The 24,153-nt window shown below is 69.6% G+C and carries 25 protein-coding genes; 15 read left to right on the top strand and 10 right to left on the bottom strand.

Going from position 1 to position 24,153, the window contains the following annotated elements; translation table 11 throughout:
• The 4 genes from ACI799_RS08065 to ACI799_RS08050 all read left to right on the top strand — a co-directional run.
• The coding region (locus tag ACI799_RS08065) for an acetolactate synthase large subunit (protein WP_456612837.1) at positions 1-1,130 on the top strand (1,130 nt) is incomplete at its 5' end.
• Between the two features lie 159 nt (positions 1,131-1,289).
• Complete coding sequence (locus ACI799_RS08060; protein ID WP_456612836.1) at positions 1,290-2,708, top strand: esterase; 1,419 nt, start codon at positions 1,290-1,292, stop codon at positions 2,706-2,708.
• Between the two features lie 140 nt (positions 2,709-2,848).
• On the top strand, positions 2,849-4,099 hold the full coding sequence (locus ACI799_RS08055; protein ID WP_456612835.1) for an MFS transporter: 1,251 nt from the start codon (positions 2,849-2,851) through the stop codon (positions 4,097-4,099).
• 38 nt (positions 4,100-4,137) lie between these two features.
• The gene (locus ACI799_RS08050; protein ID WP_456612834.1) at positions 4,138-4,953 is read left to right on the top strand and encodes an alpha/beta hydrolase; all 816 of its coding nucleotides are present in this window, start codon (positions 4,138-4,140) and stop codon (positions 4,951-4,953) included.
• A 121-nt stretch (positions 4,954-5,074) separates the two neighbouring features.
• Here the strand turns inward: ACI799_RS08050 and codB are convergent, their stop codons facing one another.
• Both codB and ACI799_RS08040 read right to left on the bottom strand, forming a co-directional pair.
• Positions 5,075-6,367, bottom strand: coding sequence for a cytosine permease (gene codB / locus ACI799_RS08045; RefSeq protein ID WP_456612833.1), 1,293 nt, complete (start codon positions 6,365-6,367; stop codon positions 5,075-5,077).
• Entirely contained in the window at positions 6,364-6,858 is a 495-nt protein-coding gene (locus tag ACI799_RS08040; RefSeq protein ID WP_456587354.1) for a nucleoside deaminase, read from the bottom strand. The genes codB and ACI799_RS08040 overlap by 4 nt, the downstream gene beginning before the upstream one ends.
• 254 nt (positions 6,859-7,112) lie before the next feature.
• Here ACI799_RS08040 and ACI799_RS08035 point away from each other — a divergent pair, with 254 nt between their 5' ends.
• From ACI799_RS08035 to ACI799_RS08020, 4 genes are all read left to right on the top strand, one after another.
• Positions 7,113-8,333, top strand: coding sequence for a CpaF family protein (locus ACI799_RS08035; RefSeq protein ID WP_456612832.1), 1,221 nt, complete (start codon positions 7,113-7,115; stop codon positions 8,331-8,333).
• On the top strand, positions 8,330-9,193 hold the full coding sequence (locus ACI799_RS08030; protein ID WP_456612831.1) for a type II secretion system F family protein: 864 nt from the start codon (positions 8,330-8,332) through the stop codon (positions 9,191-9,193). The genes ACI799_RS08035 and ACI799_RS08030 overlap by 4 nt, the downstream gene beginning before the upstream one ends.
• Positions 9,194-9,525: 332 nt before the next feature.
• Positions 9,526-10,257 (top strand): type II secretion system F family protein, encoded by a 732-nt coding sequence (locus ACI799_RS08025; protein ID WP_456612830.1) that lies wholly within the window; start codon positions 9,526-9,528, stop codon positions 10,255-10,257.
• 9 nt (positions 10,258-10,266) lie between these two features.
• Positions 10,267-10,947, top strand: coding sequence for a hypothetical protein (locus ACI799_RS08020; RefSeq protein ID WP_456612829.1), 681 nt, complete (start codon positions 10,267-10,269; stop codon positions 10,945-10,947).
• A gap of 142 nt (positions 10,948-11,089) precedes the next feature.
• Here ACI799_RS08020 and ACI799_RS08015 read toward each other — a convergent pair whose 3' ends face one another.
• Positions 11,090-11,830 carry a hypothetical protein gene (locus tag ACI799_RS08015; RefSeq protein WP_456612828.1) on the bottom strand — a complete coding sequence of 247 codons (741 nt, stop codon included), beginning with the start codon at positions 11,828-11,830 and terminating at the stop codon, positions 11,090-11,092.
• A gap of 254 nt (positions 11,831-12,084) precedes the next feature.
• Positions 12,085-12,744, bottom strand: a complete 660-nt coding sequence (locus ACI799_RS08010; protein ID WP_456612827.1) for a recombinase family protein — start codon at positions 12,742-12,744, stop codon at positions 12,085-12,087.
• A 299-nt stretch (positions 12,745-13,043) separates the two neighbouring features.
• On the opposite strand from ACI799_RS08010, the gene ACI799_RS08005 reads away from it, so the two are divergent.
• From ACI799_RS08005 to ACI799_RS07980, 6 genes are all read left to right on the top strand, one after another.
• On the top strand, positions 13,044-13,703 hold the full coding sequence (locus ACI799_RS08005; protein WP_456612826.1) for a hypothetical protein: 660 nt from the start codon (positions 13,044-13,046) through the stop codon (positions 13,701-13,703).
• Between the two features lie 283 nt (positions 13,704-13,986).
• Positions 13,987-14,898 carry a hypothetical protein gene (locus tag ACI799_RS08000; RefSeq protein ID WP_456612825.1) on the top strand — a complete coding sequence of 304 codons (912 nt, stop codon included), beginning with the start codon at positions 13,987-13,989 and terminating at the stop codon, positions 14,896-14,898.
• Between the two features lie 425 nt (positions 14,899-15,323).
• Entirely contained in the window at positions 15,324-16,028 is a 705-nt protein-coding gene (locus tag ACI799_RS07995; RefSeq protein WP_456612824.1) for a hypothetical protein, read from the top strand.
• Positions 16,029-16,237: 209 nt separating this feature from the next.
• Complete coding sequence (locus tag ACI799_RS07990) at positions 16,238-17,614, top strand: SIR2 family protein (RefSeq protein WP_456612823.1); 1,377 nt, start codon at positions 16,238-16,240, stop codon at positions 17,612-17,614.
• Between the two features lie 62 nt (positions 17,615-17,676).
• On the top strand, positions 17,677-18,555 hold the full coding sequence (locus ACI799_RS07985; protein ID WP_456612822.1) for a DNA-processing protein DprA: 879 nt from the start codon (positions 17,677-17,679) through the stop codon (positions 18,553-18,555).
• Positions 18,556-18,743: 188 nt separating this feature from the next.
• A complete protein-coding gene (locus tag ACI799_RS07980) occupies positions 18,744-19,301 on the top strand; it encodes a ComF family protein (RefSeq protein ID WP_456612821.1) in 558 nt (185 codons plus the stop codon).
• Positions 19,302-20,113: 812 nt separating this feature from the next.
• Here ACI799_RS07980 and ACI799_RS07975 read toward each other — a convergent pair.
• Genes ACI799_RS07975 through ACI799_RS07965 form a run of 3 tightly spaced genes read right to left on the bottom strand, consistent with a single transcriptional unit; the run spans position 20,114 to position 21,062 of the window.
• The gene (locus ACI799_RS07975; protein WP_456612820.1) at positions 20,114-20,290 is read right to left on the bottom strand and encodes a hypothetical protein; all 177 of its coding nucleotides are present in this window, start codon (positions 20,288-20,290) and stop codon (positions 20,114-20,116) included.
• Positions 20,291-20,349: 59 nt separating this feature from the next.
• The gene (locus tag ACI799_RS07970; protein ID WP_456612819.1) at positions 20,350-20,511 is read right to left on the bottom strand and encodes a hypothetical protein; all 162 of its coding nucleotides are present in this window, start codon (positions 20,509-20,511) and stop codon (positions 20,350-20,352) included.
• 41 nt (positions 20,512-20,552) lie between these two features.
• Positions 20,553-21,062: a hypothetical protein gene (locus ACI799_RS07965; protein WP_456612818.1), complete on the bottom strand. Its 510-nt coding sequence runs from the start codon at positions 21,060-21,062 to the stop codon at positions 20,553-20,555.
• Between the two features lie 38 nt (positions 21,063-21,100).
• Here ACI799_RS07965 and ACI799_RS07960 point away from each other — a divergent pair, with 38 nt between their 5' ends.
• Positions 21,101-21,463, top strand: coding sequence for a hypothetical protein (locus tag ACI799_RS07960; RefSeq protein ID WP_456612817.1), 363 nt, complete (start codon positions 21,101-21,103; stop codon positions 21,461-21,463).
• On the opposite strand, the gene ACI799_RS07955 is transcribed toward ACI799_RS07960, so the two are convergent.
• The 3 genes from ACI799_RS07955 to ACI799_RS07945 all read right to left on the bottom strand — a co-directional run bounded on the left by ACI799_RS07955 (position 21,448) and on the right by ACI799_RS07945 (position 24,013).
• The gene (locus ACI799_RS07955; protein WP_456612816.1) at positions 21,448-22,041 is read right to left on the bottom strand and encodes a nitroreductase family protein; all 594 of its coding nucleotides are present in this window, start codon (positions 22,039-22,041) and stop codon (positions 21,448-21,450) included. The two genes, ACI799_RS07960 and ACI799_RS07955, sit on opposite strands and share 16 nt — an antisense overlap.
• 65 nt (positions 22,042-22,106) lie before the next feature.
• Positions 22,107-22,760: a response regulator gene (locus tag ACI799_RS07950; RefSeq protein ID WP_456612815.1), complete on the bottom strand. Its 654-nt coding sequence runs from the start codon at positions 22,758-22,760 to the stop codon at positions 22,107-22,109.
• Positions 22,748-24,013: a sensor histidine kinase gene (locus ACI799_RS07945; protein ID WP_456612814.1), complete on the bottom strand. Its 1,266-nt coding sequence runs from the start codon at positions 24,011-24,013 to the stop codon at positions 22,748-22,750. Before ACI799_RS07945 ends, ACI799_RS07950 begins: the two co-directional genes overlap by 13 nt.
• Between the last annotated feature and the right edge of the window lie 140 nt (positions 24,014-24,153).

Here is a 24,153-nt window from a genome sequence, read left to right as displayed (position 1 = left end):
CCCCCCCCCCCCCCCCCCCCCCCCCCCCCCCCCCCCCCCCCCCCCCCCCCCCCCCCCCCCCCCCCCCCCGCCCCGCCGCCCCCCCCCCCCCCCCCCCCCCCCCCCCCCCCCCCCCCCCCCCCCCCCACGTCGCCCCGTCCGTGGTCGAGGACGTCGCCTCGGTCGTGCGGTCCGCCGAGCCGGTGGTGCTCCTGCTCGGTGGCGAGGTCATGACCCAGGAGGGGCAGCTGGCCGCCGCCCAGGTCGCCGCGGGCACCGGGGTCCGGCTGATGGTCGAGACGTTCCCGGCCCGGTCGGCGCGGGGCGCCGGCCTGCCCGACCTGCACCGGCTGCCCTACCCGCCGGAGATGGCGATGGCCGCCCTCGCCGGCACCCGGCACCTGGTGCTCGCCGGCACCACCGCGCCGGTGCACTTCTTCGGCTACCCCGGGGTGCCCGGCCACCCGGTGCCCGAGGACTGCGCGGTGCACGTGCTCAGCGCCCCGGGCGAGGACGGCGTCGCCGCGCTGCGGGCGCTGGCCGACGTCGTCGCGCCGGACGCGAAGCCGGAGGTCGCGGAGTTCGAGCGGCCCGAGCTGCCCACCGGCGAGCTGACCCCGCGCAGCATGGCCGCGGTGGTGGGCGCGCTGCTGCCCGAGGACGCCGTCGTCGTCGACGAGGCGCTCACCTCCGGCGCGGGGCTCACCGAGATGACCTCGGCCGGCCCGCGCCACGACTGGCTCTCGCTCACCGGCGGCGCGATCGGCGACGGGCTGCCGATGGCGCTGGGCGCGGCGGTGGCCTGCCCCGACCGGCCGGTGATCGGCATCCAGGCCGACGGCAGCGCGATGTACACGATCTCGGCGCTGTGGAGCTACGCCCGCGAGCAGGCCGACATCACGACGATCGTCTGCGACAACGGCTCGTACGCGATCCTCGAGCACGAGCTCAAGCGGGTGGGCGCGGCCAACGACGGCGAACGGGCGCGGCAGCTGCTCGACCTGGGCGGCCCCCGGCTGGACTTCGTGGCGATCGCGCAGGGGATGGGCGTGCCGGCGAGCCGTGCGACGACCGCCGACGAGCTGGCCGACCAACTGCGGCGGGCGCTGGCCGAGCCCGGCCCGCACCTCATCCAGGCCGTCCTGCGCTGAGGTCGTCCGGGGGGTGGGGTACCGGTCCGTCACCCGGATGGAGTACACAGAGGCGCTCCGCTGTGACGAGCAGCACAGTGCCGACGAAGGAGTCGTCTCGTGTCCCTGCACCGCAACCGGTTGGCCCCCCTCGCTGTCGCGGCAGGCGTGGGTCTTGGTGTGTTCACCATCGGGGGCCCCGCCCTCGCCGTCCCCCCGTCCTCCGACGAAGAGGTGTCGAACCCGGACTGGCAGCCGGTCCAGCAGTCGCCGAAGGAGCGGGTCTACAACCTGCGCTGGACGGTCGCCGACCCGCGCTACGACTACGCCGGTGAGACCGCCGGCCAGGAGTTCGTGCCCCTGACCGACGAGGCCGGCAACCCGATCAGCAAGGTGCTCTACGGCACCGACCGCGGCTCGGCGTACCGCATCGAGGTGCCGCTGGACTGGAACGGCGACGTCGTCTTCTGGGAGCACGGCTACCGGGGGACCGGCACCACCGTCTACGTCAGCGACCCCAGCTACGACCTGCGGCGCACCTACATCGAGAACGGCTTCGCCTGGGCGGCCTCCTCCTACGGCGAGAACCGGTACGACATCGAGGCCGGTGCGCTCGCCACCGAGCGGCTGGCGCGGATCTTCGACGCGCGGGTCGGGCGGGCCGAACAGCGGTACCTGCAGGGCGTCTCGATGGGCGGGCACGTCATCGGCACGCTCCTGGAGCGCGACCGCGGCGTCGAGTGGGACGGCGCGGCGCCGATGTGCGGCGTCATGGGCGACTTCGAGCTCTACGACTTCTTCCTCGACTACAACCTGCTCGCGCAGACGCTCGCCGGGGTGGACGCCTACCCGTTCCCGTCGCAGACGGAGTACTTCGCCGAGGTCGTGCCGCAGATCAAGGCCGCGCTCGGCACCCCGACCACGCCGACCCCGGTGTACGAGGGGCTGACCGAGGAGGGCGAGGTCTTCCGCGCCAACATCACGGCGATCACCGGCGGCGAGCGCCCCGGTGACGACGAGGCCTTCGGCTACTGGGAGGGGCAGAACTTCGTCTACGGCGTCGTGACCAACGAGCCCAGTGGCCTCGCGGGCGTGCTGCCGGGTGCGGTCTGGACCAACGCCGACCAGGACTACCCGGTGGACCACACCTTCGAGGACGGCTCCACGCTCGACCAGCGCGTGGAGCGGGTGGCGCCGGCGCCCGGGACCCGGAGCACCCGCCTGGCGGTCCCCGTCCCGGCGCTCACCGGTGACATCGACGTCCCGGTGCTCTCCTCGCACACCCTCGGTGACTACTACGTGCCGTTCTCCATGGAGCAGCACTACGCCGCCGACGTCGCCGCGCAGGGCAACGCGGACCTGCTGGTCCAGCGGGCGATCCGGGCCGCCGGGCACTGCGAGTACACGCCCGAGGAGGCGGCCGACCAGTTCCTCGACCTGGTCGACTGGGTGGAGAACGGCGTGACGCCGGCCGGCGCCTCGGTGCTCGACCCCGAGGTCGTCGCCGACCCGAACTACGGGTGCGAGTTCACCACCCCGGTGCGCACCGGCACGCGGGCCTTCTACGAGGAGTGCCCGGCGCCGGGCGCCGGGGGCTGACCCGCGGCACGGCTGACCACCGAGGGCCCTCCTCCCCGCACCGGGGAGGAGGGCCCTCCGCCGTCCGCGTGCGTCGGTGGGCCCGGCGTGGCCGCCCCCGGGTGGCCGGCGTCCGGCGGCGCTGCCTAGATTGCCGGGCAGTGGACGGCGGAGCGGAACGGGAGCCGGAACCCGCCGCACCCCGGCCGTCCCGCCGGCTGGTCACCGACCCCGTGTTCGGGCCCTACTGGGCCGGCAAGCTGCTCGCCAACGTCGGCATCTGGATCCAGAACATCGCGAGCGCGGCGCTGGTCTGGCAGCTGACCGCGTCGGCGTTCCTGGTCGGGATGGTCAGCTTCGCCCAGTTCGTGCCGCAGCTGGTGCTGACCCCGGTGAGCGGCGCGATGGCCGACCGGGGCAGCCCGCGCCGGCAGATCCTGCTCGGCCGCGCGCTGTGTGCGCTCGGGGCCGCGGTGCTGGCCGGCTGGGTCCTGCTCACCCCCGACGTGGCCGACGTGCCGCCGTGGGTCGTGATGGTCTGCGCGCTCGTCGTCGGCATCGGGTTCTCCGTCGGCGGGCCGGCGATGCACTCGCTGCTCCCGTCGCTGGTGCGCCCGGGTGAGCTGCCCCGGGCCGTCGCCCTGGACAACCTGACGCTCTCGGTGGGCCGTGCGGTCGGTCCGGCCGTGGGCGGGGTCGTGGCCGCCACCGCTGGGTACGGCGTCGCGTTCGGCCTCGCCGCGGTCGGCCACGTCGTCTTCCTGCTGGCGGTGTTCCGGCTCCGGACGCCGGGTGCCGCCACCGCGCCGGGCCCGCGCCTGTCGGTCGCCGCGGGGATCCGCTACCTGCGCACCGACCCGGTGGTGGGCGTCCTGTTGCTCGGCATCACCGCGGTCGGGATCGGCGCCGACCCCGCCGTCACGCTCGGCCCGGCGCTGTCCGACCGGCTCGGCGGCGGCCCGGAGCTGGTCGGCCTGCTGGCCTCCGCCTTCGGCGTCGGCGCGCTCCTGGGCTTCGTCGTCCACGCCGCCCTGCTCCGCTTCCTCGACCACGCGCGGCTGGCGACCACCGGTCTGGTGCTGCTGGCACTGTCGGCGGTCGGGCTGGCGCTGGCCGGGAGCGAGGCCGCCGCGGTGGCGGCCTTCGCGGTGGGTGGCGTGGGGATGACGCTGGCCATGAACGGCGTCACCACGTTGCTCTACGACCGCGTCCCGCGCGAGTACATCGGCCGCATCATGGCGCTCTGGCTGGTCGGCTTCGTCGGTTCGCGGCCGCTGGCCGCGGCGCTCAACGGGGCGCTCACCGACCTGGTGTCGGTCGTCGCCGCCCTGCTCGCGACGGCGGTGTTCGTGCTGGGCGTGGCGGTCGTGTGCCGACCGTCGGTGCTGCGGCGCCCCGCCCCGGGGCGGTGAGGGCGGGCATCATCGGGCGGGTGGTCCGGTCGGTACTGGTGAGCGTTGGTGCGGTGGTGCTGCTGCTCGTGGTCGTGGTCGGCCTGCTGTGGGTGTTCCAGCGCAACCTCGTCTACCTGCCCGACAGCGGGCCGGCGCGCCCGGTCGAGGTCGCCCTCCCTGGCGGCCGCGAGGTCGTCCTGACCACCGGGGACGGGCTGGAGCTCGCCGGCTGGCACCTGCCGGCCGAGGGGGACGGCGCGCCGACGGTCCTGGTGGCCAACGGCAACGGCGGCTCCCGGGACCTGCGCGCCCCGCTCGCGCGGGCGCTCGGCGAGGCCGGGCTGGGGGTGCTGCTGTTCGACTACCGGGGCTACGCCGGCAACCCGGGGAGCCCCACCGAGGAGGGGCTGGCGTCCGACGTCCGCGCCGCGCGGGACTTCCTCCTCGACGAGGGCGTCGCGCCCGACCGGCTCCTCTACTTCGGTGAGAGCCTGGGCGCCGCCGTCGTCACCGAGCTGGCCATCGAGCACCCGCCCGCCGGCCTGGTGCTGCGCTCACCGTTCGTGGACCTGCCGGCGGTGGCCGCGGAGCACTACCCCGTCCTGCCGGTGCGGGCGCTGCTGCGCGACCGCTTCCCGGTGGCCGAGCGGATCGCGCGGGTCGAGGTGCCCACCACGGTCGTGCTGGGCACCGAGGACTCGATCGTGCCGCCGGAGCAGAGCCGCGCCGTCGCCGAGGCGGCGGCCCGGCTGCACAGCCTGGTGGAGGTGCCCGGCGCGGACCACAACGACCGGGTGCTGCTCGACGGGGACGCGCTGGTCGACGCCGTCGTCGAGCTGGCCGAGCACACCACCGGCTGGTCCCGCCCCTGACCGGGGCGGCGGCTGACCGGTTCCCGTCGCCGGGAGCTCGCCGGGCGGCGGCGCGAGCACTCCTCCGGTCGCGCACGCGGCGAGGACGGACGCAGGTGGCCGTCCCCGCCGCATGCAGCGGTCAGGCCGGAACCGGTTGCTCCACCGGACGGCGTCCGCGCTGCAGGGCCAGCACGCCGGCGACGGCGACGACCACACCCACCACCGGTGGGATGAACCACCCGGCCTCGCTGCTCCACCACGCGGCGAACGCGGCGACCGCGTAGACGGCCAGGTTGCGCCACTCGACGTCCGGGAGGGCCGCGTCGGCCGGCATGCCGCGCCGCCAGCGCGCCAGGAAGTCGCCGATCACCACGCCGCCCAGCGGCGGGATCAGGATGCCCAGCCACACCAGGTACTCGATCAGGTTCTCGTAGATGCCGGTGATGGCCAGCAGCGTCCCGATGACCACGCCGCCGATGACGAACGGCTTCTTCGACCGCGAGTTCGCGATCTCCGCGCCGGCGACGCCGAAGTTGTAGGCGGTGTTGTCGTTGGTGGTCCACAGGTTGGCGACGAGGAAGACCAGCCCCCAGCCGACCAGCCCCAGCTGGTAGAGGACCAGGACGAAGTCGCCCTCCCCGAAGCTGATCGCCCCGATCGCGCCGAAGCCCAGCATCAGCAGCTCGCCGATCAGGAAGGCGACGAGGCAGGCCCAGAAGCCGCTCAGCGGCGTTCGGGCGAACCGGGTCCAGTTGGGCGCCTGCGTACCGCCGGAGGCGAAGGTGCCGACGACGATGGTGATCGCGGTGGCCAGCGGCATCGTCGTGGCCGGCTCGACACCCGTGAGACCGCTCCAGCCGCCGACCTCGTCCAGCGAGCGCCAGGTGACCCAGCCGGCCAGCACCAGCATGAGCGGCACGGAGACCACGGACAGCGCGTACATCCCCTTGTAGCCGAAGTACGCCGTGACGCCCATGAGCGCCCCACCGGCCAGCATGAGCAGGACCTCGGCGGCCCGGCCCTGCCACTCCAGCGCGCTGGCGGTGAGCCCGGCCAGGGTCGCGACGGTGACCCCGTACCAGCCGACCTGCGTGCCACCCAGCAGCAGCGACGCCAGCTTGGCGCCCCGCCGGCCGAGGGCGTACCGGCACATCATCACCGTGGTCAGCCCGGTGCGGGCACCGATGCCGCCGATCAGGGCGACGTACACGCCGAGGACGGCGCTGCCCAGCAGCAGCACCCAGATCAGCGAGCCGACGTCGAACGCGGCGCCGATCTGCGCGCCGGCCAGCATGGTGGGCGTGAAGAAGGTGAAGCCGAGCAGGACGATCGCCAGGGAGAACAGCGACCTCCGGGCGTGCGCCGGCACCGGGTCGATCGGGTAGTCGGGATCGACGACAGCCGGGGCGTCCTCGGGACGGACGGTGGTCATCGGGACTGCCCCGTCTCCGCGGACGGCTCGTCCTCGCCGATGTCCTCGTTCCAGAGCGCGGGGTTCGCGGCGATGAAGTCGGTCATCAATCGCGTGCACTCCGGGTCGTCGAGCACCAGCACCTCGACTCCGTGTTCGGCCAGCCACTCGTGGCCGCCCGAGAAGGTGGTCGCCTCACCGACGACGAGCCGGGTGATGCCGAACTGGCGCACCAGGCCGCTGCAGTACCAGCAGGGCGAGAGCGTGGTGACCATCGTCGTACCCCGGTAGGAGGCCTGCCGGCCGGCGCGGCGGAAGGCGTCGGTCTCCCCGTGCACCGACGGGTCGTCGTCCTGCACGCGGCGGTTGTGGCCCCGGCCCAGCACGTCGCCGTCGCGGCCGATGAGCGCGGCCCCGATCGGGATACCGCCCTCGGCGAGCCCGGCGCGCGCCTCCTCGATCGCCACGGCCAGCCACCGTCGGGCGGTCGCTTCCTCCAGTGGGACGGTCATCGCGTCATGTCTCCCGTTCCGGTCGGCGTGGTGCCGAACCCTGGCAGGGACGCTGCCCGCCGTCCATGACCTCTTCATTCCCGTCAGGTCACGACTGGGCATCGGTCGGTGAGCTCCGCGCGTTCACCCGACCGGGTGCTCTGCCATTTCCTTGTCCTCGTCCTTGTCCACAGATCGACTGACGTCACCCCCGCGGACTGGCCCGTTTCCTTACAGTCCGCACCGATTCGACGACTGCTCGACGGGGGATGGGCGTGCCGACTGCTCTGGACGTCGTGGACGGCGAGGTCCGCGAGCTGATCCGCCGGCGTGGGCTGGACCCGTTCACCGATCCGGGCCCGGTGCGGCTGCTGGTGCGCGACGTGGTCGCGGACTACTCGGAGCGGTCGCTGACCTCGGCGCTGCCGCCGATCGGTGATCCGGAGTCGGTGGTCCGCGACGTGCTGGACCGGGTGGCCGGGTTCGGGCCGTTGCAGCGCTACCTGGACGACCCCGAGGTGGAGGAGGTCTGGGTCAACGAGCCGGGCCGAGTGTTCGTCGCCCGCCGCGGCCGCAGCGAGCTGACCACGACGATCCTGGCGCCGGGGGAGCTGGCGGACCTGGTCGAGCGGATGCTGCGCACCTCGGGTCGACGGATCGACATGTCGACCCCGTTCGTCGACGCGATGCTGCCCGACGGCTCCCGGCTGCACGTGGTCATCCCCGACATCACCCGCCGCCACATGGCGGTCAACATCCGCAAGTTCGTGCTGCAGGCGCACTCGCTCGACGAGCTGGTGGCGCTGGGCACGCTCACCGCGCCGGCGGCCCGCTTCCTGGAGGCCGCCGTCGCCTCCGGGCTGAACATCCTGGTCTCCGGCGGCACCCAGGCCGGCAAGACGACGCTGCTCAACTGCCTGTGCGCCGCGGTCCCGGCCCGGGAGCGGGTGATCACCTGTGAGGAGGTCTTCGAGCTGCGGGTGCCGCTGCCTGACGTCGTCTCGATGCAGACCCGCCAGCCCAACCTGGAGGGGGCCGGGGAGATCCCGCTGCGCCGGCTGGTGAAGGAGGCGCTGCGGATGCGGCCCTCCCGCATCGTCGTCGGCGAGGTGCGGCAGGAGGAGTGCCTGGACCTGCTCATCGCGCTGAACTCGGGCCTGCCCGGCATGTGCACGCTGCACGCCAACAGCGCCCGCGAAGCGGTCGTGAAGATGTGCACGCTGCCGCTGCTGGCCGGGGAGAACATCGGGACGTCGTTCGTCGTCCCCACCGTCGCTTCCAGCGTGGACCTGGTGGTGCACGCCGGCACCGACGCCGACGGCCGGCGGCGGGTGCGCGAGATCGTCGCGCTGCCCGGCCGCGCCGAGGACGGGGTCGTCGAGACCGCCGACGTGTTCACCAGCCGCGAGGGCCGCCTGGTCCGGGCCGACGGCTATCCGCCGCACCCGGAGCGGTTCGCCGCCGCCGGGTTCGATCTCGCCGGGCTGCTGGCGTGACGGAGTCCGGTGCGCTGCTCGGTCTCCTGCTCGGGGTCGGGCTGCTGCTGATCTGGCGCAGCGGGTCGCGCGCGCCGGCGCCGCGCAGCGATGCACGCCGTCCCGGGCGGCGGCAGGAGCTGCTGGCCGCCGCCGGGCTCACGGGTATCAACCCCGCGCAGCTGCTCGCGCTGCAGATCGGGCTGGGGCTGCTGGTCACCGTCGTCGTCCTGCTGACGACGAGCACGGTGACCGTCAGCCTGGTGTTCGGCCTTTTCGGCTTCCTGCTGCCGCACGCGCAGGTGCGCCGGCTGGCGGGCAAGCGCCGGGCCGACCTGCGCGAGGTGTGGCCCGAGGTCGTGGACAACCTGGCCTCGGCCGTGCGCGCCGGCCTGTCGCTGCCCGAGGCACTGGCGGCGCTGTCGACCCGGGGGCCCGAGGTGCTGCGGCCGCCGTTCGCCCGGTTCGCCGCCGAGTACCGCTCCAGCGGCCGGTTCGGATCGTGCCTGGACCGGCTCAAGGACGACCTCGCCGACCCGGTCGGTGACCGGATCGTGGAGACGCTGCGGGTGGCCCGGGAGGTCGGCGGCACCGACCTGGGGCGGGTGCTGCGCACGCTGTCGACGTTCCTGCGCGAAGACGCCCGGGCCCGCGCGGAGCTGGAGACCCGGCAGGGCTGGGTGGTGCAGGCCGCGCGGCTGGCGGTGGCCGCGCCGTGGGTCGTGCTGCTCCTGCTGGCCACGCAGTCGACGACGCTGGCGGCCTACGACTCCGCGCTGGGCACCGCGATCCTGCTCGGGGGCGGGGCGGTGTGCCTGGTCGCCTACCGGCTGATGCTGCGGATCGGGCGGCTGCCCGAGGACGTGCGGGTGCTGCAGTGAGCGGGGTGCTCCGGTGAGCGCCGGCGTCCTGGGCATGCTGCTCGGCCTGCTCGGCCTGCTCGGCCTGCTCGCCGCGACCGGGCTGGTGCTGGTGCTGACGTACGCGCCGCCGTTCCGATCTGTCCGGCTGGTCGACCGGCTGGCCCCGTACGTGCACGACACCCCGCCGCCGTCGCGGCTGCTCGGCACCGCGACCGAGCCCTGCCTGCTCTCGGCGGTGCGCCGGATCGCCGGTCCGTCGATCAGCAACGGCGCCCGCGTGGTCGACCGCTTCGTCGGCGGGCGCGCCGCGGTGCGCCCGCCGGCTCGACGCCCTCGGTGGCGAGCTGACGGTGGAGGACTTCCGCATCGAGCAGGTCGTCTGGGGCGGGCTCGGCCTGCTCGGGGCGGCGCTGGTCGCGGCCGTCGGGTCGCTGGCCGCCGGCGACCTCAACGTGCTGTCGGCCGGGCTGCTCTGCGTGGCCGGCCTGGTCGGCGGGGTGCTCGGACGCGACTGGTGGCTGACCCAGCAGGTGCAGCGGCGCGAGGAGCTGCTGCTCGCCGAGTTCCCGGTCGTCGCCGAGCTGCTCGCGCTCGCGGTGACGGCGGGGGAGAGCCCGACCGCGGCCATCGCCCGGGTCACCCGGCTCTCCGGCGGTGAGCTGGCCCGCGAGCTGGGCGCGGCGCTGGGCCGGGCGCGGGCCGGCGTCCCGCTGACCGATGCGCTGCAGCAGGTCGCCGACCGCACCTCCCTGGACCCGCTGGCCCGGTTCATCGACGGTCTGCTCGTCGCCATCGAGCGGGGCACCCCGCTGGCCGAGGTGCTGCGCGCCCAGGCCGCCGACGTCCGCGAGGCCGGCAAGCGCCGGCTGCTGGAGGCCGGCGGCCGCAAGGAGATCGCCATGATGGTGCCGGTCGTCTTCCTGGTGCAGCCCGTCTCCAACCGGCATGTTCCTGATGAGGATCGTCCGGGGTGTGACGTCGGTGGTCGACCTAATCGGACACCCCTATGGTCACCCGCGTACAGTGCTCGCCTTATCAGGCTCCGTAACGGTCCACAATCGACTTTTGGTCACCGAACGTGAGGGTCAACTATGGGGGACACTGGATCGTCTCGACCGCTGTACGTCTTTGACGACGAGCACCACAGAGCATTTGCTAAAGACTACCTGAAAGAACTTCTCACAAATATGCGAGAGGCGGAGTCTCAGTACCGCAGATCGCTCCTTATCGTCGTGTCCCTCGGCGCACTCTTCGCACTCGCCCGAGAAAATGCGACAGCCGCAGTCTCGGTGTTCTCTCTGCGCCTAGAGGACCTGACGCCATTGCTAGCCATTGTGCCCGTGATTACAGCCTACGAGTTCTACAACATGTTGAACATCCAGTATGACCACTGGCACCTGAGGGCGAAGGTGAGTTCAACACTTCGAGAGGTCTACCCTCGGCTTGATAGAGGTGGGTGGAAGCAAGCGCTGCTCCCCGGTAATTCAGCGCTGTTCGGCCCGGTTATTCGCATGTCGAAGGATCGGTTCGACTTGGTCGACTGGCTGGTGATCGTCCGCGTCCTAATCGTAACTTTCGGATCAGGAGTACTCGCCGTCGTAGAAGTGATGCTTTATGGCGGGCGGGTGGGCTGGAGCGCCGGGTCCTTCATCGTCGTTGCAATTGTCTGTGCGAGCCTGCTGATCACTGGCCTGCTGACGCTCGCAGCTTGGACAAGGGAACCTTCCCCACAGTATGAGCCGGGCAAGCGCTCAGAACGGGCCGACGGGTGAACCGTCGGGGGTGCAGCCTCCACGCTTTCACCGCGATGAGTGCCCCCGCCGCCTTCCGCGTGCGACCCGTCTGAAACCGAGACGTTTCAACGGGGATGCGCGCTGTCCGCGCAGTTGCGTGAGCGCCCACCAGCGGCCTGAATCACTGCAAAGCTTCAAGCAGCTGCTGACCTCGACCGCTGAGGTTCGGGCTCTCCTCCAGAAAATCTCGGATTGCGCTTGCCTGCGGACACCTTCGAGCGAAGTGCAAGTCGATATCCCTGACAAAAGGGAGAACCGGAAAATCTGGACTAGTAAGGACGTCCTCCGTTCCAGCATTGAACGTTAGTTGCACCTTCACCACGTACAAGAGGTCGGGCGCCTCTCCGTCGTCTGCGAGGCTCACCCGGAGTTGAATACGGTCCGCCTCGCCCGGGGGTATTGTCTGTGAGACTTGCACCGTCTCGCGATGACCTTCCGGAGGCGGAGTGGCCGGTAGAACGAGGTCGTATGTTCCTGAGACCGGCAAGGCAGACGCGTGTGTCGTGCCGCAAAGAATAGGCACCGCTACGCTGACGGTGAGAGAGACCTCTTTCAAAACCTGAACTTCCTCACCGGTGTTCCGCAACTTAATATCCAGCACCTGGTTCACCGAGTCGGGGGGGCCGCCAACCGCCGCTTCATCGAGCGCAACTGTGCTGACCAATTCGACTCCCTCAAAACCTTGCGTGTCGGACGAGCCATTCACAAGCCGGGTGACGACTGGCTGCGCTAGGGCGCCGAAAGTTCCGATGAAAGCGGCAATCAATACGACCTTATTGGTCTGACTGAGTGTGCGCCATTCTGCCGCGAAGGCCAAACTCCACGAGCGAATTGCAAGGGTGAACTTTGACCAAACAATCACCCGATGCCTCCACATGGCCCGACGGAAATACGTCTGTGGCGTCCGGCGCTTACGGCGAGATGCAAATCCGTCGCCGCCGCTGCCTCATCCTAAGCATGTCCTGACCCTACCGACAATGCCGCCGCATCTGCGCTGGCCTGTTCGGTGCGGATGGAGTGCGATGAGCTGGGTAAGCAGTCGCCCGTTAGTCCTAGGCGATGAGCCGGCGGTGCCGGCGAGGCGAGCGGCGCGCTCGTCCGCCGCCGCTGCGTCCGTCAGTCCACCCCCAGTTCCTTTCGAATCAAAAGACGAGTCTGTTCGACGTCGGCGAGGAAGACGTTTAGCATGTCACCCGGCGACTCGGGCGGATCCGGCATATCAATGGCCACGTAGGCCAGTTGGTAATTTGCCCATACCTTGCCCCGCCCGCTGGGGTTAGGAACATTGTGATAGCCGAACGGTGCGGCCCCGCCGGGCACTCGGCCCTGCTTGATGAGTTCCCGCCGGGCGGCGCGGACACGCGCCCGGATTCCTTCGGCTTCCATCTCCGCGAAGGCAGCACTCACGGTGGCGACCGCTCGGCCTGTGGGCGTGCTCATGTCGATGGGGTCTTCGACGGCAGCGACTCCCGCGCCCTTGGCTTGTAGTGCCTCGTTCGTTCGGAGGAAGTCGAGAGTCTTGCGGGCAAGTCGGTCGCTCTTCCAAACCAGGGCGACGTCGAATGAGCCGTCGGGGCGGTCCATGAGCGCCTGCCAGCCCTTGCGCTGCTCCGGTGCGTTGGCGGACGCCGACACCCCGTCGTCCACATGCTCACCGACTACTTCCCAACCCTCTGCCGCGCAGTGGTCCCGGCCGGCCTGTAGCTGCCTCTCGATGCTGACTGACTCCTCCGAGGAGACAGACAGTCGGGCGTAGAGGACGGCGCGCTTGGTCACGAACGAAGGAAACGGTTTCTGACCGGTCGCGTGCTGCCGGTCACCGTCCTCTTCGCCTTGTGACCATAACGGGGCTTTCGGTGGCCGTCAGTGCACGTGACCTGCCCCTGGGAGGCACGCGGTGGGCACGCCCGGGAGGTTTCCCCTCCAGACGCGGCGCCTGCCCTTAAGGTCCGCGTGCACGGCAGTGCCGACGCCTTGGTGAGGACGGCATGAGGAGCGGGGGACCTGTGCTACGACGCTTGGCCCTTGGAGCTGCCGATCTGCTGCTGGCGGGAGTCGGGCTTCTCGGAGTCGTGGTGAGCATCCGCTCCCTGCTCAGCCCGCCGACCGACGTCAAGGGCCTAGGCGCCGTCATTTCCTTGATGCTCGCAGCAGTCGGGCTGGTGCTCATAACAGCCGTGCTTGAGCGAAGGACGCGACTAGACTCCTTGCAGCGGCATATTGAGGCGATAGAGGCCGGCCTGCAATCTAACGCCTCCTACCTGGCTGACGCTGATGCGGTCAGACGAGCGCTTACGGCGGAAGTCAACGCGGCAGTAGAGACCATCTTGGCGCTCGGTGCCCGCTCAAGTGCAGCAAGCTACTTGAACGCAATCGAGGATGCCGTCACGAGGCGTGGCGTGACGTACTATCGGGTGCTCGACGGAGACGAAATCTCCCACTCCCTCCATGAACATTTGCTGCGCCTCCTTGAGGGTGGCAGAGGGAGCACTTTCGTGGCATGGACCCGGAAAGAAAAGTACGGCAACCTGACGGCTACGGAGAAGTCATGTGTTATTGCCTTTCCTTCGCCATTTCCGGACAAACTGGCTGGGCTACACCTAGTTGGTGTCGGGCTCGCCGCGCAATATGGCCAGCAAGTGCTCGCTGTTTATGGGTCTGAAGAGTCGGAACGGGTAACGAGCATCGATCTTGAGGCGCTATGTGAGCGTTGTCGCCCGAGTAACGATTGGTAGCAGCTTGTTGCCCAGTGAGACAACCTGCCGGTTGTCGCCGCCTTCGCCCTGTGCTCGTTTCAGGAAAACTTTGGCCGTGCGGCTAGGTCGGCCCATCGCAAACGGCCTGATCCACGCATCGCGCCCGCAGTACGTTGACCTCGTGACTTCGCCCTCCGAGACGGTCTGCCGCTTCGTGGTCAGGTCGACCGACGGCCGGAGGTCAAGTGAGTGGCGTGTCTGGACCGGGAAGGAGGGAGGCAAGCCCAAGGACGACGTGTACCTGGCCCCTAGCACCCAGGTCGTGGACTTCAAGATCAGTCTCCATCCGGCGTCTGGGCACGGGCAGTACGGGCTCTCTGACGCAGTCCGGGCGCAGGCGCGGCCCGGCGATCGGCACGCACTCGCCCGATGGGAACTGACCACTGAAGAGATGATCCCCGGCTGGACGCCTTGGTACGCCCTTCAGTTCCCGGAACGGGAGCTGGTCGCCCTCTCGCTGACGTCGTCTGCGCCGCAAGTCGTCGTGGATGGCCCGCCGGTTGGGATGGCCCTGCATGTGCTCGTGCTAGTCAGCGGGCCAGGTGTATTCCTGCCGCCGGACGTGCAGCAGGTAGCCATAGCTCTTCTGTCCCGTGGGAATGGTGGCTCCGTCGCATTGGTGCCTGTTCCCACGCCGTTCGATCCAGCTTCACTCGCCGAAGTCGTCCAGCCGCCCTCAGAGCTAAGCGGATGGGCGATCCCCGGCCTGCGGGGCGAGCCGGAACCTTATGGCTGGATCGTGGACGCCGGCCTTGATGGAACGCAAAGGTCCACCGAGTACGACAGTTCCCGACGTGCCGCGCAAGCGGCGGCGGAGTTCACGCTGCTGGATTTCCCCGGTGTCCTCCTGTCGTGGGAGAAGAAGCCGGCTGAGATTGATGACCGAGGCCTGCTCTGTGCACTGCTGATCGTTCCACCGAGCGGCGACGCCCAGCTATTCGTCGACTGCCGCGCACGTTGCAGCCATGACCATCTAGCCAATGATGCGTGCAAATTGGTCGAGGCGGCTCGGCGCGGTGACCTTGACCACGGCTGGAGTCGGCTTCCGAGCGGCGATCTCTGCACGGGGATTTCAAACTCTAGAGTGCTCACCGAGCTTGGTGGGATGACGGAAGACCAGTGGGCGACTGGCCCGGGTGGAACCGAGACTGATGATGACGACCCGGGGACATGACCTTAGGCAGTCGCTGGTAACCGGGAAACCTCCCGATTGGTCCGGGCTGATGGTTGACGGTCCCGAGTGGACGAGAGACGGGCGGGGACGTGCGTGGTTCCAGTACCGGGCGACGTTGACGCTTGGCGCTGCCTCGACTGGCTAGGGGGCCTCTGGACCGTTCGTGGCTGCAAACGACCGTCCCGCGTCAACGCCGTTAGCAGGCATGAGCGGACCCTGACGGACTGCCGCGTGGCCCGACGAATCGGGTCTGATCGTGTAGGTCGACGACGTACTGTGGCGGGATGGGAACCACGGAGGGGCAATCAGGACAGGGCGGGAAGAGTAGCCCCCAGGGCTTTCCCGTATACCGGCCTCTGCGCGGCTCCCGGCCTGTCCTCCCCGGCAGTACGGCAGACCTGTTTCCCGTCCTGAATGAGGGGCGGATGTACCTGGATGAACTCCGGATCTCCCATCTTCCCCTGTATCGACTGATTGCGGAGGTGGACCAGGGACAACTGTTTATGACGGATCTCGTGCTCCTGCCGATCCTCCAGCGGAGTTACGGTCTTGTAGAGGGGTTTTCCGACGCTTTCGACTCTCATAACCTGGCGGCCGTCGCCCCGCTTGTACGTCTACAATTGGATTCCCTGTTCAGGGTTCACTATATCGCGAACGCCAGCAGCGCCGATGAGATATCGGGTGCGCTGGTTCGCGGACAAGAATTCAGGCACATGCGAGACGGCAAGCAGAAGTTGACAGATGGTCGACTGAAAGATCTCGCCGCCAAAGATCACCCGTGGGCGTCGAGGATGTATGACCGAACGTCCGGCTGGGTGCATTTCTCCCCGGCGCATATAGCGGCGGCATGGCAAATTGACAAGTTGGACAACCGGCCAGGAGCCATCTCCGGCGGTTTGCCTTATCGTCCGGGGACCATCCCCGCCGGACAGTGGCTCGAACTCCTTGATGCGCTAATCCAAGCGACTGTTGACCTCTTCGAGTACCTCTGGCAATGGAGTGCGCGAAAGGGGTTGCCGCCTGGCGAGGTCCGGGAGGTGCCTCGGCCGTGGCCCGAGCGGTCAGCGGACGAGCGACTGCTACGTCTCACGGGTGGGCCCCAGAGCGTGATGGGGGAGACCTCTCCCTGAGGGGTGCCGCCACTGGACGCGAACCGTGAGGCGACAGCGTCGGTCCCGATCGCTGGGCGCTGCCTACCGGCTGCGTCGAGTCTGCTGGCCTAGGTTCGAGTCGGCACGGGGAAGCCGAACACCCGCGCGGGGAGGTCCTCTGTTCTTGTGGGCCCCTGCACCAGGTTCATTGGTGGCTCGTTTCGCCCGGCAAAGCAGAAGGGGATGCAGTGGGATCAGTTGAACCGCACGGCTTGGTCGATCAGTTTGGCCAGGCGATGCTCGACGGCAACGCGAGCCTCTTCGTAGGCGCGGGACTGTCCGTCGCCGCCGGCCTGCCTACGTGGGGAGAGATCCTCGAGCCCGCCCGTAGGGCCGCGCATTTGCCGGTAGATCTTCAGGACTACCCCTTGCTCGCTGAGTACTTCATTCAAAGCACGCACGGTGGTCGACCAACCTTGGAAGATATGCTCTGGCAGGGGACTGCCGGAAGGAGTGCTAGCCCGACGGCCGGTCACGCTCACCTTGCCCAGCTTCCGCTTCGGGAAATCTGGACAACAAACTACGACACGCTTCTTGAGCAAGCCCTTCCGGACGCCTTCGTCGCTGAAATGGACGAGGACGTCCGCAGGATCGGTGGTCGTCCGTACATCGCGAAGATGCACGGAAGTGTTGATCCGGCGCATGAAAACAAGTGGGTCGCACCGCCCGTCATCTCCCGTACAGATTACGAGGAGTATGAGGACGCGCGTCCGCGTACATGGGCATTGCTTCGTGCGACATACATGACCCGCGTCATGCTGTTTCTCGGGTTCGGCTTCACTGACCCCAACGTCGACCTGCTACTACGTCTGGCTCGGCGCAGTGGCACGGCCAACCAGGATCGTCATCTGACGGTTCTGCGGCGGCCTGACAACTCGCGTGACCTTGCCTTGCACTCCATGCGCGTGCGAGACCTGGAGGCGTCAGGCGTCCAGGTGTGCGAAGTTGAAGACTTCTCCGAGCTTGAGCCAATGCTTGCTCAACTAGTGCGTCGTACGCGGCCCGCTCAGGTGTTCATCTCGGGAAGTGGAGACGCCAGAGAGATCAGAGACTGGGGTGAGGCTGTTGGCGGCATCCTGGCGTCAGAGGACTGGAGATTCGCCTCGCTGGGCGGTCCGGCCGGGTGGCAGACGACTCGGCAGATCGCTATCGCGCAGAAGGCCGAGCATCGGTATGACCCCGAGCGCTTGAGGTTCTACGTGCGAGAGAAGTCTGAGAGGGCGGAGCCGCTTGAAGAGCGTCTCGGAACTTTGATCCACACGGAATTGGAGCGAGAGGCGCTAGTCCAAGGCATTCTGAAGGACTCGCGAGCGATGCTTGTGATTGGGGGCCGCAGTCGGACGCCCGAAGAGATCGAGTGGGCTGAGGCTGCCGACGTCGGCATTGTGCCGTTAGCTGCTTCTGGCGGAGCCGCGCAGGAGTACTGGCGGTCCGTCACGTCTCCGCCCATCCTGGGAGGCAGGCCTGCGACCGAGGAGGACTGGGCCCACCTCAACCACGGGGATCGGATCGTGGCTGTCCGCGCCGCACAGCGCCTGCTTCGGCAGGCCATGTACGCAGCATGAGCCGGGAGCTCGCCATGTCTCAGACGCCGAAACTGTCGGTGCCCGCCCCTACCTTGCTAGCCATGCAGACGTACCGTGCTCCGGCCATCGTCCTGGCGGCTTCGGAGCTGCTGCCCGCTGAACCGGGGGACCTGTCGGGAGTGCTCTCCGACCCTCGTCAGCGTGAGGCGCTCCTCCGCCTGTCGCCAGACGAGCACTCGTCTCCTCTGACCGCGTACCTCTGCGCGGAGATCGACATGGGTCGTGTTGAGCGTTGGGAAAAGCGGCTCGAAACCTATGCATCCGATGATGCGGATCTTCGCCTGGTCCTTGCTGGCGACCCTGCGTATCCAACACGGCTAGCGGATTGTTGGGATCGTCCGCCATTCCTGTTCGTCAAGGGGTGGTTCAAGGACGCGGCACCAGCGATCGCCATCGTTGGCAGCCGAGACACGTCCCCCGAGGCGTGCGAACAGGCCCATGCCGTGAGTGCGGCGATGGCTAGCAAGGGCATCAGTGTGGTCTCTGGACTCGCCTTGGGAATTGATACCGCCGCACATCAGGGTGCCTTGGAGGCTAACGGCCACACTGTCGCTGTACTGGGGACGGGTATGCGCCAGATTTACCCGCCGAGGAACGGTGCCCTTGCTGACGTGATCGCGCGTAAGGGGGCTTTGGTTTCGCAGTTCACGCCAGATGGCCCGCGTACTGGCACGAGCTTCCTACGGCGCAACAGTGTGATTGCTGGCCTTGCGGATTTCAGTTTGGTGATGGATGGCCGCTCCAGGAGTGGCAGTCGGCACGAGGGGGAGCAGTCCCTTCGGTACGGTAAGAAGACGCTGCTGTGGGCGCCGACGCTCGGAGGCGAGCAGTGGGCGCAGGAAATGGCGGCAACCACGTCCGCCATCTTCGTAAGCACCGTGGACGAAGTGGCATCTATTCTTGAGGCTGCATGCTTGTAGTACGTGCGGAGCACCAGCCCATAATCGAGTTGTCGGACGAATTGACCTTTGAGTTGGTCATGCCCCCTCAAGAAGGTTCGGACGTCTGCCCCCGCTGTCGGAGCTGGAATGACACCGGCAGGGACCAGTGCTCCAACTGTGATGACGTCTTGACCGTGTTGGGCAGTCCAGCGCTGCGCCTCCGTGTCATGAGCCTGTATATGAAGCCGTCGCTACTCAGGGACTGGCTAACTCAGTACAAGGGCCGGCTCGCAGATGAAGATGAGCCCTACGTGCCGGAGTACGCGGCCTTCGTGCGGGCGCTCTTGGGGCGCTTCCTGATCGAGCGGGGAGGTGATCTCGTCAGTGTCTTCGGTCTCGTCGATGGGATCGTGGTCGTGCCGTCCACCGATCGGCCCCCACCTCACCCGCTGGCTGATGTTCTGACCTCACTCAACCTCGATACGCCCGTGCTGGACATCCTTCGTCGAGGCCCTGGCCCGCTTGGGTTCAGGCGACCTCACCCGGAGGCGTACGAAGTTCGGGCGGCCGTCGCCCTTCCCAGAAGGGTCTTGTTGGTCGACGATGTGTATACGACGGGGTCGCGCGTGAACAGCGCGGCATACGCCCTCCGTGCGAACGGTGTCGAAGTCGCTGGATTTCTTGCCATCGCGAGACGTGTCAATCCGGCGTGGAAGCCCGAGGTTGGTGCATTCTGGGATCGGCAGAAGGCGCTCGCATATGATTGGTCGCAGATACCCGTATGAGGCGTCCGCCTGGAAGTGCATCCCGGGTGCCGGCCTGTAACTGACGAAGCGTCTGCTCTTGGGGGATTCTATGGCGACCGTGGCGTACGTCGTCAGCTTGCTGTTGGCGCTAGTTCTTGCCCTCATTCTGGTAACGCCCATAGCCGCGCGCGTCGCCAAAGCGAGGGGGAACCCGTTCCTCATCGAACCTGCGGAGGGAGAACGCGTCAAGGCGGGTAGGCGGATGCGCGGTTGGGCTGGAGTTGCATTCGCTGGACTCGCTCTCGGATGGACATGGCACACCGGTGATGATCCGCGTCCCGCGGTCGTAGCGACCTTTGCTGCGGTTTTGTTGGTGCTTCCTGCAAGTTTTGGGCGCGCGGTTATGTGCGGTCTGCTCGCGGGGTTGGGATCCGCGACTCTCCTCAGGCCGTTCGACGTCCTCTCGATTGCCGCCCTGGGCGTCCTTGTGGCCATCGCTCTTGGCGACCTCTCTGAAGATTGGTCGCGGTTCCGAACGCAACTTGCGAAGGACAAGTTGGGACGCGCGTAGGGGGAGGGGGGTGACCCCCAAGGCTGCTGGCCTCCACCGCTCCGTCTTAGCAGCCAAGACGCCGCCACGGTTTTGAAGTCGATTTGGGGCACCAGGTCTGGAAGCGGCGCGGTTGCTTTGCCGGGAGGTCCGGCACCTCTCGAAAATCCTGGCGCCACAGTCTAAGGTCGATGAACCGCCTGAGCGCCGTTCTGGCGGAAGGCTCTTCATCAATCGAGCAATGACGCCCAGGAGGCCGACTCGGGGCCTCCTGGGGCGTCTCAGCGGTTTCTCGGGCTGCTCAGAGTTTCCGCGCCTGGTCGTTCAGCCACTCCTGCGAATGGCTCTCGCGGTCCTTCTCCTCGCCCAGCTCGATTAGGCGTGCGAGCTTGCTGCCAGGTGGCGGCGGACCGTCGACAACGGTCACCCCCAGGACGATCTCGGCGAAGCGAATGTCATCGCTCTTGTTGTTGTCCATCGCCTTGACGCTAGGCCAGAGGCTCCCCCGAAGGGGAGCCCCAGGCGCAGCGCGTCAGGTCAGGCAGGCAGCTCGCTGGACAAGACGACGCGGGCGCGGAACGCCCGTCCGCGACGCTCGTTCGGCGTGATGCCTTCGATGTCGACGTCAGTCACTCGACCGATGGCGGGGACGAACTTTCCCGGCAGGCCCTCGATGACCTCCTGGCCGCGGGCCAACACCTCCTGCTGGCTACGTCCGTAGCCGCCCCAGACGTGCAGGGTCAGGTCGATGGTGATGGCGCGGACTCCGTCCGCCTCCTCGATGCTGGCGACCTTGCCGAACGCTTCCGCCTCCGAGCTCGACGCGATGGCGTGCGGACGGCACCGTTGTCGCTGGTCTTGCTGCCGACCTCGGACTTGTCCGACCAGTGCGGTGCAGCCGCGTCGACCTCGATGCCGGACAGGAACGACTTCAGTCGGAAGGGCTGGACGTCGCCAGACCGGATGACCGGCAGACCGATAGCCGCAGACCGAACGTCGATGCGGAGGTGGTCGACGTGAACGTCTCCGTCGTCGGTGCCGTGGTCCTGCACCTGGCAGCGGACGCCCTTGGCGTTGAGCTTCTCCTCGACGTTCTCGGCCTTCAGCTCGCGGTGCAGCTCGCTACGGATGTAACGCAGCTCCACCTCCCCGGAGATCGTGCCGTCGATGGTGTTCTGCTCCGGGTCGTTGACGGCCTTTAGGCGGACGGCGGGCAGCTCCTTCGGAGCGTCCTCGGGGAAGCTGTCCACGACGGACGTCGGGACGTTGGCGATGCCCGCTGATCTACGTGGTGGCGGGGTTCTCGGCGGTGCAGCGCGGGGTGTTCGCCTCGCAGGCCGCGGCCCGGGAGGCGGGGCGGGCGATGGGCACCGCACCCGATCCGGGAACCGGGCACGAGCGGGCGCTGAGCGCGGCGCAGCTGGCGGTGGCCGACCAGTCGATCGAGGCCACCGACCTGCGGCTGGCGTACGCGCCGGCCGGCGCCGGGTGCGAGGCGGCGGGCAGCTACGCCCCGACGCTGGCACCGGGGGAGGAGTTCTCCGTGTGCGTGACGGTGACCGTGCGGATCCCGCTGCTGCCGGAGTTCGTCGACGCCAACACCGCCACCGGTCAGTTCGTCGTCGAACGCGACCGCTACGCCGACGGCTGAGCCGGGACGGGCACCAGCAGGGCGTCGAGCGGCAGCCGCTCCCGCGCCGTCCGCTCGCGTGCAGCCAGCGCCTCGGGCAGCTCGGCCTCCGCGTCGCGCACGCCCAGGGTGAGCACCACCAGCGGGACCACGGCGGCCGGCAGGTCGAGCAGCGCGGCGACCCGCTCCCGGTCGAAGCCGCCGAGCTGGTGCACCGCCAGGCCCTCGTGCTCGGCCTGCACGGTGAGGTGCGCGACCGCCTGGCCCGTGTCGTACACGGCCCACGGCCGCGGGCTCCCGTCCGGGCCGGTGGTCTCGGCCGCCACCACGAGCAACGCCGATGCCGCGTGCGCCCACAGGCGGTTCCCGGGCGCGAGGGCGTCCTGCACGGCGGCGAACTCGGCCGTCCCCCGGTGCGCCACCGCGAAGCGCCACGGCTGGGTGTTGTTCGCGCTCGGCGCCCACCGGGCGGCCTCGAGCAGCGCGGTCAGCTGTGCGTCGGTCAGCTCGTGCGCCGCGTCCAGGGCCCGGGAGCTCCACCGCCCCGCGAGCAGGGGGTGCAGGGGGACGGCGGTGACGGCGGCCTTGCTGACGGTCATGCACTGTGCAGCGTGTGTTGAACGCTCAAGCATTCCGTGCGGCCGGTCACGCGCCGGTCGAGGGGTCAGCGACGGACCGCGTCCAGGTAGCGCAGCACCGCGGTGACCCGGCGGTCGGCGGCGTCGGTCGGCGGCAGGTCGAGCTTGGCGAAGATGCTGCGGATGTGCTTGTGCACCGCTCCGTCGGTGACCACCAGCCGGGCGGCGATCGCGGCGTTGCCCAGCCCTTCGGCCATGAGCGCGAGCACCTCCCGTTCGCGCGAGCTGAGCCGGTCCAGCCCGGCGTCCGGACGCGACCGGGTGAGCAGCTGGGCCACCACCTCGGGATCGATCGCCGTCCCGCCGTCGGCCACCCGGTGCAGCGCGTCGAGGAACTGCTCCACCCGCCCCACCCGCTCCTTGAGCAGGTAGCCCAGCCGCCGCGCCCCGCCGGCCAGCAGGTCGGTGGCGAACGCCTGCTCCACGTAGGCCGACAGCACCAGCACCGCCAGCTCCGGCTGCCGGCGCCGCGCCTCGACCGCGGCCCGCACCCCCTCGTCGGTGTGCGTCGGCGGCATCCGGACGTCGACGATCGCCACGTCCGGGCGGTGCTCGTCGACGGCGGCGAGGAACCCCTCCGGCCCGTCCGCGGTCGCCACGACCTCGAGCGACTCGGCGCGCAGCAGCAGGGCCAGCCCCTCCCGCAGCAGCGCGTCGTCCTCGGCGATCACGATCCGCACGGCAGCGCCACCTCCAGCGTCGTCGGCCCACCCGGCGGGCTGATCAGCGTGAAGACGCCGTCGTGCGCCTCCACCCGCCGGCGCACCCCGGTCAACCCGGAGCCGCCGCCCTCGGCCGCCCCGCCGTGGCCGTCATCGGTCACCGCCAGGTGCAGCCGGCCCTCGTGCAGGCGCACCGTCACCCGCGCCGCCGTGGCGCCGCTGTGCCGCGCCACGTTGGTCAGCGCCTCGGCGGCCACGAACCAGGCGGTCGCCTCCACCGACGCCGGGCACCGCACCGGGACGTCGACGTCCACGGTGCACGGCACCGGGCTGGCCGCCGCCAGCCCGCTCAGCGCGCCGGACAGCCCGCGGTCGACCAGCACCGGCGGCAGGATCCCGCGGGCGACCGACCGCAGCTCGGCCAGCGCCTGCTCGGCGGCGTCCTGGGCCCGCTCCAGCAGCTCCTCGGTGGCCGCGGGATCCCGCCCCAGCGAGCGGCGGGCCGCACCGAGCAGCACGGTCGTCGTCACCAGCCGGTTCTGCGTGCCGTCGTGCAGCGACCGCTCGATGCGCCGCAGCTCGGCCACGTGCGCGTCCAGCGCCGCCGCCCGGGTGGCGGTCAGCTCGGCCACCCGCAGCGACAGGTCGGTGCCCGGCGGCGGGGACAGCAGCCGCCGCGCCGCGCGCGCGTGCAGCCGGGCCATCCCGGGGGTGGCCCCGACGGCCAGCGCCGCCCAGCCGAGCCCGAGCAGGGCCACGGCGGCCGCGCCGGTCCAGGTGTCGACCGACCACCACCACGGCCGGCTCGCCTCGCCCGGCGGCAGCAGCGGCCACCACAGCGGGAAGGTCAGGTCGCGCACCGCGTAGACGGGCAGCCCGACCCCGACCAGCGTCCACACCAGCCCCACCGTCGCCGCCCCGGCCAGCCAGGCCAGCTCCCGCCGGGCCGCCGGGTCGAACGGCGACCGGGGCGCCGCGGCGGGGCCGAGGACGTCGGGGCCCCAGCGGGCGAGGCGGGCGCGCTCCCGGTCGGCCAGCGCGTGCACCAGCCGCAGCGCGCCCGGGACCAGCAGCACGCCGATGCCCACCAGGCAGGTCAGGGCGACGACGAGCACCCACAGCAGCACGACCAGTGCCAGCAGCGAGGTGCCGAGCCCGCCGCCGAGCTGCTCGAGCGCGGTCAGGGTGTCCCGGCCGGCGCGGGCCGCCGCCGGGCGCAGCCCGCGCGCGGCCGCGGGAGCCGGCGCGACGGGCGGGGGAGCGGGAGGCACCCCCGAACGCTAGGAGCACCGGGGCCTCGCCGTCAGCACCCGGGCCGCAGGAGTACAGCCTGCTGTACCCCGATCGGGCAGGTCAGGGGATCGGCAGGCCGCTGCGCCGTCCCGAGGATCGATCACGTACCGATCCCGCG

The sequence above is a fragment of the Blastococcus sp. SYSU DS0753 genome (assembly GCF_054051175.1).
The sequence above is the reverse complement of the archived record's forward strand: the minus strand, read 5'-3'. Positions and strand labels throughout refer to the sequence as shown.

Coding starts and splice junctions, on each gene's coding strand:
- codB (WP_456612833.1), bottom strand. CDS start 6,367: ATGACCACCGTCCGTCCCGAGGACGCCCCGGCTGTCGTCGATCCCGAC.
- ACI799_RS08040 (WP_456587354.1), bottom strand. CDS start 6,858: ATGACCGTCCCACTGGAGGAAGCGACCGCCCGACGGTGGCTGGCCGTG.
- ACI799_RS08020 (WP_456612829.1), top strand. CDS start 10,267: ATGGGGGACACTGGATCGTCTCGACCGCTGTACGTCTTTGACGACGAG.
- ACI799_RS07995 (WP_456612824.1), top strand. CDS start 15,324: ATGTACCTGGATGAACTCCGGATCTCCCATCTTCCCCTGTATCGACTG.
- ACI799_RS07985 (WP_456612822.1), top strand. CDS start 17,677: ATGCAGACGTACCGTGCTCCGGCCATCGTCCTGGCGGCTTCGGAGCTG.
- ACI799_RS07980 (WP_456612821.1), top strand. CDS start 18,744: ATGAGCCTGTATATGAAGCCGTCGCTACTCAGGGACTGGCTAACTCAG.
- ACI799_RS07975 (WP_456612820.1), bottom strand. CDS start 20,290: ATGGACAACAACAAGAGCGATGACATTCGCTTCGCCGAGATCGTCCTG.
- ACI799_RS07955 (WP_456612816.1), bottom strand. CDS start 22,041: ATGACCGTCAGCAAGGCCGCCGTCACCGCCGTCCCCCTGCACCCCCTG.